Here is a 12,997-nt window from a genome sequence, read left to right on the forward strand (position 1 = left end):
GTGGGCGTCTGTGGTGCGGTGTTCCCGGTGGCAGTCGTGCCGGCCATGGCGACCTTCTTCTCGTGTGTGTTGTGGACCGGTTCCATCACGGGTACTGTCCGGTCATAACCAGTTGTAGTTTGACCAGGTGGCAGCCTGATGTCAAACAGAAAGTGTGAGCACGCCCACCTGCATCGCATCGCGCCGGGGGCGGGTCACCGAGCGGAAGGAGCACCGCATGTCCAAGGCGGACGCCATCGTCGCCGGGCTCGGAGGAGCCGGGAACATCGTCGAGATCGAAGCCTGCATCACGCGGCTCCGCACCGAGGTGCGAGACGGAGCACTCGTGAACGAGGCCGCTCTCAAGGCCGCCGGAGCACACGGGGTCTTCCACAAGGGGACGGCCGTGCAGGTCATCGTCGGGCCCGAGGCGGACACCCTCGCCGAGGACATCGACGACATCCTGTGACCGACACCGCCGTGGGCAGCCCGCTCGCGGGCACCGTCATCGCACTGGCCGACGTCCCCGACCCGGTGTTCTCCTCGCAGATGGTCGGCGCCGGCGTGGCTGTCAGACCCGCTTCGACGACCGGAATGGTGGACGTCCACTCTCCCGTGTCCGGGCGCATCCTCAAGCTGCACCCTCATGCCTTCGTGGTTCTGACGGAGGACAGGAAGGGAGTGCTGGTGCACATCGGTATCGACACCGTGACGATGAAGGGCGAGGGTTTCGAACTGGTCGCGGCCGAGAAGGACTCGGTGTCGGCTGGAGACGTCGTCGTGCGCTACGACCCGGCCGCCGTCGCCGCCGCCGGATTCGACGACGTGTGCCCCGTCGTCGTGATGGACTCCGCCGCGGACTCCTTCGCGACGCCGTCGGTCGGGTCGTCCGTCACTGCCGGCGAGCCGCTCTTCACCCTCTGACGCGCCGGGGTCAGGCCAGCCCGACCAGCTTCTCCGACTCTCTCCACAGCCCGTCGACCACGGCGGGATCGTCTACCTGCCCGTTCGTGCGACCGCGAGCCTTGTGGCGGCTGTAGTAGATCCCGGCGACCTCGGCGTCCGGCTTGTCGACGGCCACCGACACCAACGGCTCGGCGCCCGACTCGGCACTGATCGAGGCCACGTACTTCAGCGGAGTCCGGTAGATCACCCGGAACAGGACGTTGGCGTTGCCGAAGTTGCTGCGCACCGCTCCGGGGTGGACGGCCACCGACGTGATGCCGCGGTCGGACCACCGCTCCGTGGCGCCGCGGGTGAAGCCGATGTTCATCAGCTTGCTGGTGCAGTAGGCGCGGAACTCGGCCGGCGAGGAACGGTCGTAGGCCATGTCCTGCAGATCGATTCGTCCACCGAGGTTGCCCACGGACGACGTGTTGACGATGCGACTGCCCGCCGTACCGCCGAGTCGGTCGAGTAGCAGGTGGGTGAGCAGGAACGGCGACAGGTGATTGATCTGGACGTTCGGCTCGTGCCCGTCGGCGGTGCGCTTCGACGGATCGAACGTTCCACCCGCGTTGTTCAACAGGACGTCGATGTGATCGACGGAATCCCGCAGCTCGTCCGCGACCCGTCGCACGTCGTCGAACGAGGCGAAGTCGGCCACGAACGCGCGACCACCGATCTCCGAGGCCGCGGCGGCGGTCTTCTCCGGTGAGCGGCCCACGACGAGCACCTCCGCACCGCGTTCCGCCAGGGTGCGCGCGGCGATGCGCCCGATTCCGTCGCTCGCTCCCGTCACGACGATGGTGCGACCGGTGAGCGAACGGGGAGTGGGCACGGAGGAGCCTTTCGATCTGCGGATGGAACGCCTCGACCGAAGTGTACGAGCGAACGGCGTCGGCGACGCTGTCGGCTGTGGACGTCAGCGACGCTGTGGCCGCCGCCCGCCCTGGACCTCCATCGTGAGCTGATACCGATCGCAGCGGTACCAGCTCTCCGTGTGTTCGATCGGCCGGTCACCGCTGAACGACACCCGGTCGAAGTACAGCACCGGCGCCCCACGCTTCGTCCCCAGCAGCGTCGCGGTGTCGTTGTCGGCCGCCGTCGCGCTGACCGTCTGCTCGGCGCGATCGATGGTCTGCCCGTAGTGGGAGGACACCGCGTCGTAGATGGACTTGCTCAGATCGAGTTCGACCAGGCCCGGCAGCACGGCGGCGTCGTACCACCCGTCGTCGACGCTGACGGGCTCTCCGTCCGCCAGCCGCAGCCGCTTGATGTGGTACGCCTTGCCGCCCGCGGCGATGTCCAGCGCACGGATGGTGGCCACCGACGGATCCTCGAGCCGCGCGAAGAGAACGACCGTGGTGGGTTCGAGACCCTGCGCGCGCATCTCCTCCGAGAACGACGCCAGGTGGAGCCTCGACTGGACGGGCCGACTGGCGACGAACGTGCCCTTGCCGCGCACCCGCACCAGGTGGCCCTCGTTGACGAGCTGACCGATGGCCTCGCGCACGGTGATTCGACTGACCCCGTAGTCCTCCATGAGGCGCCGTTCGCTCGGCATCAGATCGCCGGGCTGGAGTTCCTTGGTGCACCGGTGCAGCAGGATCGCGCGGAGCTGCTCGTGCTTGGGTACGGCACTGTCGCGAAGGTGGACGGGCATCACCACGGCGTGTACTCCCGAGAATCGGCGCGACCGGAGCGATCTTGGCGCGAGCGGTACGGACTGGTCCCGTCCAACTTACTACCGTGGCTTCGCCCCGTGCGCCTTTTGCGCACCCTGGGATACGCGAAAGGCGCACGGGGATGGAATCCTCACCCGCATGACCGAGAGCACCGTCCCGTCCGCAGCCGACTGCCCCGTCCTGTGGCCCGTCGCCACCCGCTGGGAGGACAACGACCACTACGGGCACGTCAACAACGTCACGTACTACTCGTACTTCGACACCGCGGTGAACGGGTGGCTCATGCAGAGCACCGGCCTCGACATCCGCACACTTCCGGCCATCGGCGTGGTGGCCGAGACGTCCTGCAGGTTCCTCAGCCAACTGAGCTTTCCCGACGACCTGCAGGTGGGTATCGCCGTCGAGAGGCTCGGCAACACCTCGATCGTGTACGCGCTGAGCATCTTCCGGGTGGACGGCGAAAACCTGACCCCGGCGGCGGCGGGACGGTTCGTTCACGTCTACGTCGACGCCGAGACCCGCCGCCCGACACCGGTCCCCGACGAGATCCGCGCGGTCGTCGAGGCACTCGGACAGTGACAGCCCCCGGCCGGGTGTCCCTCGCCGTGCCGATCGGCGCGGGTGTGGTCACGGCGCTCGTCGGCTTCACCAGTTCGTTCGCCGTGGTCCTCACGGGCCTGCGCTCGGTGGGGGCGAGCGAGTCCCAGGCCGCGTCCGGACTGTTCGCCATGTCTCTCGTCATGGCCTTCGGGATCACCGGTCTGGCACTGCGCTACCGCATCCCGATCACACTGGCCTGGTCCACACCCGGTGCCGCGTTGCTCGCGGGTACCGGAGCGGTGGTCGGCGGATGGCCGGCGGCCGTGGGAGCGTTCGTGACCGTGGGCATCGCGATCGTGCTCACCGGAGTGTGGTCCGGCCTCGGCCGCGTCATCGCGGCGATCCCGGTGTCGCTGGCACAGGCGATGCTCGCCGGCGTCATCCTGCCACTGTGTCTCGAACCCGTGCGGGCCCTCGCGGACAATCCCGCTGCGGTCGCCCCCGTCGTCGTCACATGGGTCCTGCTGCTGCGCTTCTCCCCGCGCTGGGCGGTACCGGCGGCCTTCGCCGTCGCCGCCGTGGTCATCGGCATCTCGCTCACGACGGGCGACACCGAGATCGGCGCCCGATCGCTGCTCCCGAGCCTCGACCTCGTCGCACCCACCTGGACGTGGCAGGCGCTGATCGGCATCGCCCTGCCGCTCTACATCGTGACGATGGCGTCGCAGAACATCCCGGGAACGGCCGTCATGGCCTCCTTCGGCTACGCGGTACCGTGGCGAGCCTCGATGACCGTCACCGGCGTCGGCACAGCGATCACCGCACCCGCCGGCGTTCACGCCGTCAACCTCGCTGCCATCAGCGCAGCGCTCGCGGCCGCCCCGGACGCGCACCCGGACAAGGATCGTCGGTGGATCGCGGCGGTGGCTGCCGGGGCGTCCTACCTGGCCCTCGCGCTCGCCTCGGCGGCGCTGGCGACCCTCGTCGCCCTCGCGCCGGCCGGCATCGTGGAAACCGTTGCGGGACTGGCGTTGCTGGCAACCCTCGCGGCATCGCTGGCCGCCGCGTTGAGCACCGAGGCGGACCGGGTGCCGGCGGCCATCACGTTCGTCGTCGCCGCCTCGGGTGTGGCGATCGCGGGGATCGGCTCGGCCTTCTGGGCGCTCGTGCTCGGTCTCGTCGTCCGACTGGGCCTCACCCGACGCGCCTGAGGACCGGTGCTCCTCGTGCGCCTTTCGCGTATCCAGGGGTACGCGAAAGGCGCACGGGGGCGGAGCCCACTCAGAGGATCCCGGCCTCCTCCGCCGTGGCGACGGCGCGGCCGATGATGCCGTCCACCAGATCCGTCGTCGGAGAACCGTCGCGTGCCCGGTTGCGCTCGTCGTCGATGGCCCGGCGCATGACGCCCTCGGCGATGACGGACAGCTTCCACAGCGCGAGGGCGTGCCAGTACCCCACCGCGGAGACGTCGCGGCCGGTGGCGGCGGCATAGAGCTCGACCAGCTCGTTCCTCGTCGGGAAGCCCGGCAACGTGGAGGACATGAACATGCCCGCGTTGTCGTCGTCGGCCTCCGACCAGTAGGCCAGCAGCGCACCGACGTCCGCGAGCGGGTCGCCCAGCGTGCACAGCTCCCAGTCGACCACCGCGACGATCGCATCGTCGACACTTCCCTCACCGGCTCCGCTGGTGATGATGTTGCTCAGATGGAAGTCGCCGTGCACCAACGAGACCTCGGCCTGCTCCGGAGCCGACGCCGCCAGCGCGGTGGCAAGGCGCTCGATGTCCGGAACGTCCCGCGTCTTCGACTGCGCCCACTGCGACGACCATCGCTTCAGTTGCCGTGCGGCATAGGGCTTGTGACTCGCCAGGTCGGTGAGTCCGGTGCTGTCGAGATCGACCGCGTGGATCTTGCCGAGCGTGGCGGGCATCGCCTCCCCGATGGCCCGTCGACGCTCCTCGGACAGCGTCTCCGCGACGGTCGGGCTGTCGATCACCAACCCGTCCACATGACTCATCAGGACCAGAGGCGCATCGGTGACCGCTGGATCATCGGTCAGCGCGATCGTCGTCGGCACCGGAACGGCGGTCTGCTGCAAGGCCGACAGGATGCGGTACTCGCGAGCGACGTCGTGCGCCGACGCCAGCAGCGTGCCCAGCGGCGGACGCCGCAGCACCCACCGACCACCGGCGGCATCGCCAACGGCGAACGTCAGGTTGGACTGCCCGTTGCCGATGCGCTCGAAGGTCAGTGGCCCCGAGACCCCGATGTCGAGGCTCTCCATCCACGCCGTCACCGCACCGTCGTCGAGGCCCGGTGTCGTTCCCGTCGTCACTTGTCGATCTTCCGGTAGGGCGCGAGCTCGGTGCGTGCGATGGTCCGCTTGTGCACCTCGTCCGGACCGTCGGCGAGACGCAGGGTCCGCAGGTGGGCGTACATGCTGGCGAGCGGGAAGTCGTCGGAGACACCGCCGCCGCCGTGGACCTGGATGGCGCGGTCGACGATCTTCAGGGCCATCGCGGGCGCGGCGACCTTGATGGCCGCGATCTCCACGCGCGCTTCCTTGTTGCTGAACTCGTCCATCATCCAGGCGGCCTTCAGCGTGAGCAGGCGCGCCATCTCGATGTCGATGCGGGCTTCGGCGATCCAGTCCTGGATGTTGGCCTGCGCCGCGATCGGCTTGCCGAACGCCACGCGGGACGACGCACGGTCACACATGAGTTCCAGTGCGCGCTCGGCCATTCCGATCGCACGCATGCAATGGTGGATACGGCCGGGGCCGAGACGTGCCTGGCCGATCATGAAACCGGCGCCCGGTCCGGCGAGCACGTCCTTGCCGGGGACGCGGACGTTCTCGAAGAGGACCTCGGCGTGACCCTCGCGGTCCTGGTACCCGAACACGGGCAGTCCGCGCAGGACGGTGACGCCGGGCGCGTCGATCGGCACGACCATCATCGACTGCTGTTCGTACGTCGACGCCTCGGGCGCGGTCTTGCCCATGACGATCAAGACCTTGCAGTTCTGGTGCAAAGCGTTGGAAGTCCACCACTTCCGACCGTTCAGGATCCAGTCCTCGCCGTCGGCCACCATGGACATCGCGATGTTCGTCGCGTCGGAGCTGGCGACATCGGGCTCCGTCATGGCGAAGGCCGAGCGGATGGTGCCCTCGAGCAACGGGGCGAGCCACTTCTCCTTGTGCTCGTCCGTGCCGAAGCGGGTGAACACCTCCATGTTGCCGGTGTCCGGTGCGGCGCAGTTGCAGGCCTCGGGCGCGATCGCGGGGCTGCGGCCCATGATCTCCGCGAGCGGTGCGTACTCGGCGTTGGTCAGACCGGGGCCGTAGGCGGGATCCGGATGGAAGAGGTTCCAGAGGCCGCGCGACTTCGCGTCGGCCTTGAGCTCCTCGAGGATCGGCGGCTGGAAGTGCGGATCACCGGACTCCAGGATCTGCTGGGCGTAGACCGCCTCCGCCGGATAGACCTTCTCGTCCATGAACGCCAGCAGGCGCTGCTGGTAGTCCTTGCACCGATCCGAGTACGCGAAATCCATGTCAGCGATCCTGTCCTGGCCGTGCGGCCGTCTCGAGAGATGTTCGGTACCGACGCATCCCGGCGATCCACCGGTCGTAGTCGGCACTCTTGTGCGAGTAGAACGTGAGCACCTCGGGGTGCGGGAGAACGAGGAACTTCTCGGTCTCCATCGCCTCGAGGACGATGCGAGCGACGTCCTCCGGTTCGAGGACGGTGCCGGCGCCGGTCACGGCGGAGGCCGCCACCGAGGCACCCTCGGCGTCACTGTCGAAGCCCGAGTTCAGGAGCGCCGTGTTGACGCCCATCGGGCACAGGCAGCTCACCGCGATGCCCTTGTCGCCGTAGGTGACCGACAACCATTCGGCGAAGCCGACGGCGGCGTGCTTGGACACCGAGTAGGTGGCCGATCCGATCTGGGTGAGCAGGCCCGCCGCGGACGCGGTGGACAGGAAGTAGCCGTGCGTTCCGCGCTCGATCCATCGCGGGATCACCACGCGCGCAGCGCGCACATGGGCGAGGACGTTGACCGACAGCGCGGTGTCCCAGGCGGCGTCGGTGCTGTCGAGCCCCATCCCTGCCGTCGTCCCGGCATTGGCGATGTAGATGTCGAGTGGCCCGAACGCCTCCTCGACCCGCTCGATCATCTGGGCGATCACCGCGTCGTCGGCGACGTCGCCGCCGACGGCGATGCACCGCTCCCCCAGTCGCGCGGCGACCGCATCGGCGGCCGCCCCGTCGAGATCGGCGACCAGGACCGAGTTCCCGGCCTCGACCAGTGCAGTGGCGAGGGCGGCGCCGATACCGGCGCCACCTCCCGTGACGATGGCGACCTTGTCTGTGACCCGCATCATTCAGATAGTAGGCATGCGCAGTGGGTGACGGGCTTTCAGGGTCAACGAACTCGAGGTCGACCTCGAGTTCAGAAAGAGGTCCGGTGCCGCTCCTGCTCGACGATCTCGTCGATGTCGCCGAGCCGCTCCATCGAACTGACTGCTCGGCGCGTGCGCATGTTCTTCGCCAGCCGCTCGCGGTGCTTGTGCGTGAACGCCCAGTACCCCGCCGTGAACGGGCATGCGTCCTCGCCCACCCGCTTCTTCGGATCGAACGCGCAGCCCTTGCAGTGATCGGTCATGCGGTCGATGTACGCGCCGCCGGACGTGTAGGGCTTGGTCGCGATCACTCCCCCGTCGGCGTGCTGACTCATGCCGAAGACGTTGACCGGCATCACCCACTCGTACCCGTCGACGAAGTGCTCGGTGAACCACCGGGTGAGCGCCCGCGGGTCGTACCCACGTTGCAGCGCATGGTTTCCGAGGATCATCAGGCGCGGGATGTGGTGCACCCACCCGCGATCGTGCACGCCGGCGAGGGCGTCGGACAGACACGCCGCGGTGACCTCCTCCGCATCCAGGGTCTGGAACCATCCGGGCAGCGGTGTGTCGGCATCGAGGGCGTTGGTGCGCATGTAGTCCTCGCCCAGATGCCAGTAGAGGTGCCACACGTACTCGCGCCACCCCAGGATCTGGCGTACGAACCCCTCGACGCTTGCGAGCGGTGCCGTGCCGTCCCGGTAGGCCTGCTCGGCGGCGCGCGCCGCGTCCAACGGGTGCAGCACACCGAGGTTGAACGGCACCGACAGCAGCGAGTGCGACATGGTCCAGTCCGCGGCCATCACGGCGTCCTCGTAGGGACCGAACGTGGCGAGACGGGTGGCCACGAAGGTCTCCAGCGCCGACGCCGCCTCGGCTGCGGTGACGGCGAAGAGACGCGGTCCGTCCTCGCCGGACCAGTCGACGTCCATGGCGTCGAGATCCTTACGCACGCCGGCGTCGATGTCGTCCTCCTCGGGCCACCACGGTTCGGGAACACCGAGTGTCGTCCGCTTCTTCGGCGGCTTCTCCCTGTTCTCCGCATCGAGGTTCCAGGTGCCGCTCACCGGATTCTCGCCGTCCATCAGGATGTCGAACCGGCGACGCTGCTCTCGGTAGAAGTTCTCCATGAGGAACGACTTCTTGCCGCCCGCCCAGTCGGCGAAGTCCGCACGGGACAGGGCGAACGTGGGGGTCGGCACGATCTCCTCGACCAGGCCCTCGTCGGCCAGTCGACGAACGAAGGCCTCCGCTCGCCGCGACGTCGGTTCGTGGACGACGACCGGGCGCCCGACGCGAGCCAGGCCCTCGCGATAGGTGTCCGCACGGATGTACGTCGCTCGATCGCCCAACTCCTCGGCGAGGTGCCGCATGCCGCTGAGCAACAGATGGGCCTTCTGACGATGACCCCGTCGACGTCCCAACGCGCGCGCGGACTCGATGATGACGACGTCACGGTCCACCATCTCCTCGGACGAGTGGACGTGGGGTCCGAGCTGATCGGCGAACACCCAGAGCGGAGCCGGAGAGGACATGCTCTGCTGTTCCCCGTCCTCCCCCGAGCCAACCGGCCGGGAACCGCTACGCGTGACCGTCCGACACCGTCACCCGACGCCCATCCTGCTCGTTCTGTGCGTGTCGGTGAGGTGTCCATCGAGCGAGTTGCTCACTCTCGCAGGTATCACTTGCGCAATGCGGTCAGGCGAGCATGCTGTGAGGTGAACCACACACGGTTCGTCCACACTGTGCGCCCTCCTCTCACGACGAGGTCCGCGCACCGGCGGAGAGGAAGACCATGACCCGATCGGACACATCACCGCGGGGCGATCGCATCGCGCATCCCGTGCAACTCGTCCAACCCGACGGCCGACGAGTGCACGACCCCGAGCACTGGCGACTCGTCGCCGACGTCGACGCCGCCCACATGCTCGACATGTACCGCGACATGGTGGTCGCGCGCCGCATCGACACCGAGGCGACCGCTTTGCAGCGTCAAGGCGAACTGGGACTGTGGGCACCGCTGCTGGGTCAGGAAGCAGCCCAGGTGGGCTCTGCCCACGCCGTCACCGCCGACGACTACATCTTCACGAGCTACCGAGAGCACGCGGTGGCGTACTGCCGAGGCGTGCCGGTAGAGAAGCTCACCGCACTGTGGCGCGGTACCGCGCACTCCGGATGGGACCCCGACGAGTACAACATCACCAATCCCGCGATCATCGTCGGAGCGCAGGGTCTGCATGCCACCGGCTACGCCATGGCAGCGCGGCTCGACGGTGCCGAGATCGCCACGGTCGCCTACTTCGGCGACGGCGCTACCAGCGAAGGCGACATCTCGGAGGCGTTGTCGTTCTCGGTGTCGTTCGGAGCCGGAGTCGTGTTCTTCTGCCAGAACAACCACTGGGCCATCAGCGAGCCCGTCGCGCTCCAGAGCCCGCTCCCGCTCGCGTCCCGTGCCGCCGGCTTCGGCATGCCCGCCCTGCGTGTCGACGGCAACGACGCCCTCGCCGTCCTCGCCGTGACGCGCGCCGCCGCGCACCGAGCCCGCACCGGCGGTGGCCCCACGTTCATCGAGGCGATGACCTACCGCATGGGCCCGCACACCACGTCCGACGATCCGACGCGGTACCGCGCGGACGCCGAGCGCGACGTGTGGGCGGCGCGCGATCCGTTGGACCGCCTCGACAGACTGCTCACCCGCGAGGGCGCCCTGACACCGTCCGTGCGCGAGGACATCGCCGCGACCGCGGACGACGTCGCCACCCGGCTGCGCTCCGCCACGATCTCCGCCGTCGATCCGGAGTCGTCCACCCTGCTCGACCACGTCTACGCCGAACCACACGCTGTGGTGGACCGCCAGAAGGAGACACTGCGATGACCACCGGAACCCTCTCCCGCGCCGGCGCGACCACCGCGTCGTCCGATCTCCACGTCAAGGGCACCCTCGGTGGTGCGATCAACGCAGGTCTGCGTGCATGCCTCGAAGACGACGACAAGGTCGTGCTGATGGGCCTCGACATCGGCAAGCTCGGCGGTGTGTTCCGCGTGACCGACAGACTGCAGAAGGACTTCGGCGACCAGCGCGTACTCGACATGCCTCTCGCCGAGTCCGGCATGGTGGGCACCGCGTTCGGCATGGCGCTCCGTGGCTACCGCCCGGTCGTGGAGATCCAGTTCGACGGGTTCGTCTACCCCGCCTTCGACCAGATCGTGTCCCAGGTGGCCAAGATCCGGTATCGCACCGCCGGACTCGTCGGCGCTCCGATGGTCATCCGCATCCCGTTCGGTGGTGGCATCGGAGCCGTCGAACACCATTCGGAATCTCCCGAGGCGTACTTCGCCCACACGGCGGGCCTGCGCGTGGTCAGCCCGAGCACGCCCCACGACGCGTACTGGATGATCCAGCAGGCCGTGCACTCGGAGGACCCCGTCGTCTTCCTCGAGCCCAAGCGTCGGTACTGGGACAAGGGCGAATGGGCCACCGATGCGCCCGATCTGCCGCTGGACGCCGCTCGCGTGTGCCGCACCGGTACCGATGCGACAGTGGTGGCCTACGGGTCGATGGTGCAGACCGCACTGAAGGCAGCCGAGGTGGCGGAGTCCGAGGGCCACAGCCTCGAGGTCATCGATCTCCGGTCCCTCTCACCGCTGGACACCGACACGGTCTGTCGGTCCGTGCGTCGGACCGGGCGCCTCGTCGTCGTGCACGAGGACACGGGCTACCTCGGCATCGCGGCGGAGGTGGCGGCCCAGGTGTCGCAGGAGTGCTTCTACTCGCTGGAGGCACCCGTCCAGCGGGTCACGGGCTTCCACGTTCCGTACCCGCCGGCACGCCTCGAGCGGCACCACCTCCCGGACGTCGATCGGATTCTCACGGGAGTCGACACGGTTCTCGCAGGCTGACGCGCCGCACGGGAATCACTGTGCCGGGTCACAGGATTCTGCCAGCCTCGTGCGCCATCATGGGGACCCGTGAGTACCACGACGACGCAACAGATCGCGCTTCGCGCCCGACGCACCACCCCTCGGTGGTGGGCACTGACAGGAGTGTCTGCGGCGGCACTGGTCGTGCTCTACGCCGTCCTGCCGCTGCTGGGCGTGCGCTACCCACCGGCGTCGGTCGCGCTCGAGGCCCTGTACGCCCCGGCCGACACGGTGCTCGACGTCATCGACGTGACGACCGTGCTGGTGGTGGTCGCCGCGCTGACGGTGGTCGCGGTGGTGCGCAAGTTGCCGTACGGCATCGGCGCGATCCTCATGCTGTGCCTCGGGTCGACCCTGACCGCCGCAGCCGGGTCGGCATGGCTGTCCGATCACATCGCGACGTCGGCACTTCCCGACGGCCGCGTGGTCGCAGCATCCTCGGTGATCGCGTCGGGTGCGCTCGTCGTGCCCGGTCGGCTGCGTCCCGTCGTCCTGGGGCTGGGCTCGGCCCTGGTCGCCGGCGTGGCCCTCGCCGCCGTGGTCACCGCGGGTGCGACAGGCATCGGCATCGTCGGGGCGCTGCTGGTGACCGGGATGTGGTGGGGCGCCGCCGGTGTCGTCATGGCGCACTCCCCCGTCGCCGCTGCCCGCGAGGCGAAGAACCCTCTCGACACCGCGGCCCTGATGCTCCGCCGCCGGTGAGCGGGCGGGGCATCAGGGCCGGGTACACCTAGAGGGCTTTGAGTTCCTCGATGACGGCGTTGACGGATTTCTTCGCGTCGCCGAAGAGCATCGACGTGCGGTCCGCCGTGAACAGCGGATTGTCGATACCTGCGTACCCGGAGCTCATCGACCGCTTGAGCACGATCACCGACTGCGACTCGTCCACGTTCAGAATCGGCATCCCGTGGATCGGCGAACTCGGATCGTTGCGCGCCGCCGGGTTGGTGACGTCGTTCGCGCCGATGACGAGGGTGACATCGGTGCGGGAGAACTCCCCGTTGATGTCGTCCATCTCCTTCATCGCCTCGTACTCCACGTCCGCCTCGGCGAGCAGCACGTTCATGTGACCCGGCATGCGCCCGGCCACCGGATGGATCGCGTACTTCACCTCCACGCCCTTGGACTCGAGGATCGACGCCATGTCCTTGACCGCGTGCTGGGCCTGCGCGACCGCGAGACCGTAGCCGGGCACCACGATGACCTGCGAGGCGTACGCCATCTGGATCGCCGCGTCGGCCGCCGAGGTGGACTTCACCGTGCCGCCGGCATCGTCCGGGCCACCGATCGCGGACGCGCCGCCGCCACCGAAGGACCCGAACACGATCGCCGGAATCGACCGGTTCATTGCCGTCGCCATCAGATTCGTGAGGATGGTGCCGGACGCGCCGACGATCATGCCCGCCACGATCATCGCGGTGTTGTTCAGCGCCAACCCCGCCGCCGCAGCCGACAGACCCGTCAACGCGTTCAGCAGCGAGATAACCACCGGCATGTCCGCGCCGCCGATGGGGAACACCACGAACAGGCCC

14 protein-coding genes are annotated in these 12,997 nt (G+C 68.6%); 7 read left to right on the forward strand and 7 right to left on the reverse strand.

Annotated features, from left to right (window positions below; genetic code table 11):
* Positions 1-217 precede the first annotated feature (217 nt).
* Together BR07_RS0122035 and BR07_RS0122040 are read left to right on the forward strand one after the other, a co-directional pair.
* Entirely contained in the window at positions 218-448 is a 231-nt protein-coding gene (locus tag BR07_RS0122035) for a glucose PTS transporter subunit EIIB (RefSeq protein WP_027507251.1), read from the forward strand.
* Entirely contained in the window at positions 445-903 is a 459-nt protein-coding gene (locus BR07_RS0122040) for a PTS sugar transporter subunit IIA (RefSeq protein ID WP_027507252.1), read from the forward strand. Before BR07_RS0122035 ends, BR07_RS0122040 begins: the two co-directional genes overlap by 4 nt.
* Positions 904-913: 10 nt before the next feature.
* Here BR07_RS0122040 and BR07_RS0122045 read toward each other — a convergent pair whose 3' ends face one another.
* On the reverse strand, positions 914-1,759 hold the full coding sequence (locus BR07_RS0122045; protein WP_027507253.1) for an SDR family NAD(P)-dependent oxidoreductase: 846 nt from the start codon (positions 1,757-1,759) through the stop codon (positions 914-916).
* A gap of 84 nt (positions 1,760-1,843) precedes the next feature.
* Positions 1,844-2,587, reverse strand: a complete 744-nt coding sequence (locus BR07_RS0122050; RefSeq protein ID WP_027507254.1) for a GntR family transcriptional regulator — start codon at positions 2,585-2,587, stop codon at positions 1,844-1,846.
* Between the two features lie 157 nt (positions 2,588-2,744).
* Between BR07_RS0122050 and BR07_RS0122055 the strand changes: the two genes are divergently transcribed.
* On the forward strand, positions 2,745-3,185 hold the full coding sequence (locus BR07_RS0122055) for an acyl-CoA thioesterase (RefSeq protein ID WP_027507255.1): 441 nt from the start codon (positions 2,745-2,747) through the stop codon (positions 3,183-3,185).
* Positions 3,182-4,357 carry a benzoate/H(+) symporter BenE family transporter gene (locus BR07_RS0122060; RefSeq protein ID WP_027507256.1) on the forward strand — a complete coding sequence of 392 codons (1,176 nt, stop codon included), beginning with the start codon at positions 3,182-3,184 and terminating at the stop codon, positions 4,355-4,357. The genes BR07_RS0122055 and BR07_RS0122060 overlap by 4 nt, the downstream gene beginning before the upstream one ends.
* A gap of 70 nt (positions 4,358-4,427) precedes the next feature.
* On the opposite strand, the gene BR07_RS0122065 is transcribed toward BR07_RS0122060, so the two are convergent.
* The 4 genes from BR07_RS0122065 to BR07_RS0122080 form a co-directional block, all read right to left on the reverse strand.
* On the reverse strand, positions 4,428-5,429 hold the full coding sequence (locus BR07_RS0122065; protein ID WP_051613704.1) for a phosphotransferase family protein: 1,002 nt from the start codon (positions 5,427-5,429) through the stop codon (positions 4,428-4,430).
* A gap of 47 nt (positions 5,430-5,476) precedes the next feature.
* Entirely contained in the window at positions 5,477-6,694 is a 1,218-nt protein-coding gene (locus tag BR07_RS0122070) for an acyl-CoA dehydrogenase family protein (protein ID WP_027507258.1), read from the reverse strand.
* A 1-nt stretch (position 6,695) separates the two neighbouring features.
* Positions 6,696-7,523 carry an SDR family oxidoreductase gene (locus BR07_RS0122075; RefSeq protein ID WP_027507259.1) on the reverse strand — a complete coding sequence of 276 codons (828 nt, stop codon included), beginning with the start codon at positions 7,521-7,523 and terminating at the stop codon, positions 6,696-6,698.
* A 71-nt stretch (positions 7,524-7,594) separates the two neighbouring features.
* Entirely contained in the window at positions 7,595-9,079 is a 1,485-nt protein-coding gene (locus tag BR07_RS0122080) for a cryptochrome/photolyase family protein (protein ID WP_027507260.1), read from the reverse strand.
* A gap of 260 nt (positions 9,080-9,339) precedes the next feature.
* On the opposite strand from BR07_RS0122080, the gene pdhA reads away from it, so the two are divergent.
* The 3 genes from pdhA to BR07_RS0122095 all read left to right on the forward strand — a co-directional run bounded on the left by pdhA (position 9,340) and on the right by BR07_RS0122095 (position 12,167).
* Positions 9,340-10,419 carry a pyruvate dehydrogenase (acetyl-transferring) E1 component subunit alpha gene (gene pdhA, locus BR07_RS0122085; RefSeq protein ID WP_037187430.1) on the forward strand — a complete coding sequence of 360 codons (1,080 nt, stop codon included), beginning with the start codon at positions 9,340-9,342 and terminating at the stop codon, positions 10,417-10,419.
* A complete protein-coding gene (locus BR07_RS0122090; protein WP_081821488.1) occupies positions 10,416-11,444 on the forward strand; it encodes an alpha-ketoacid dehydrogenase subunit beta in 1,029 nt (342 codons plus the stop codon). Before pdhA ends, BR07_RS0122090 begins: the two co-directional genes overlap by 4 nt.
* Positions 11,445-11,513: 69 nt before the next feature.
* A complete protein-coding gene (locus BR07_RS0122095; RefSeq protein WP_056448448.1) occupies positions 11,514-12,167 on the forward strand; it encodes a hypothetical protein in 654 nt (217 codons plus the stop codon).
* A 28-nt stretch (positions 12,168-12,195) separates the two neighbouring features.
* Here the strand turns inward: BR07_RS0122095 and BR07_RS0122100 are convergent.
* On the reverse strand, positions 12,196-12,997 hold an 802-nt coding region (locus BR07_RS0122100), incomplete at its 5' end, for an NAD(P)(+) transhydrogenase (Re/Si-specific) subunit beta (RefSeq protein ID WP_027507264.1).

It is taken from the genome of Rhodococcus sp. UNC23MFCrub1.1 (assembly GCF_000686025.1).
In the GTDB taxonomy this organism is placed as follows: domain Bacteria; phylum Actinomycetota; class Actinomycetes; order Mycobacteriales; family Mycobacteriaceae; genus Rhodococcoides.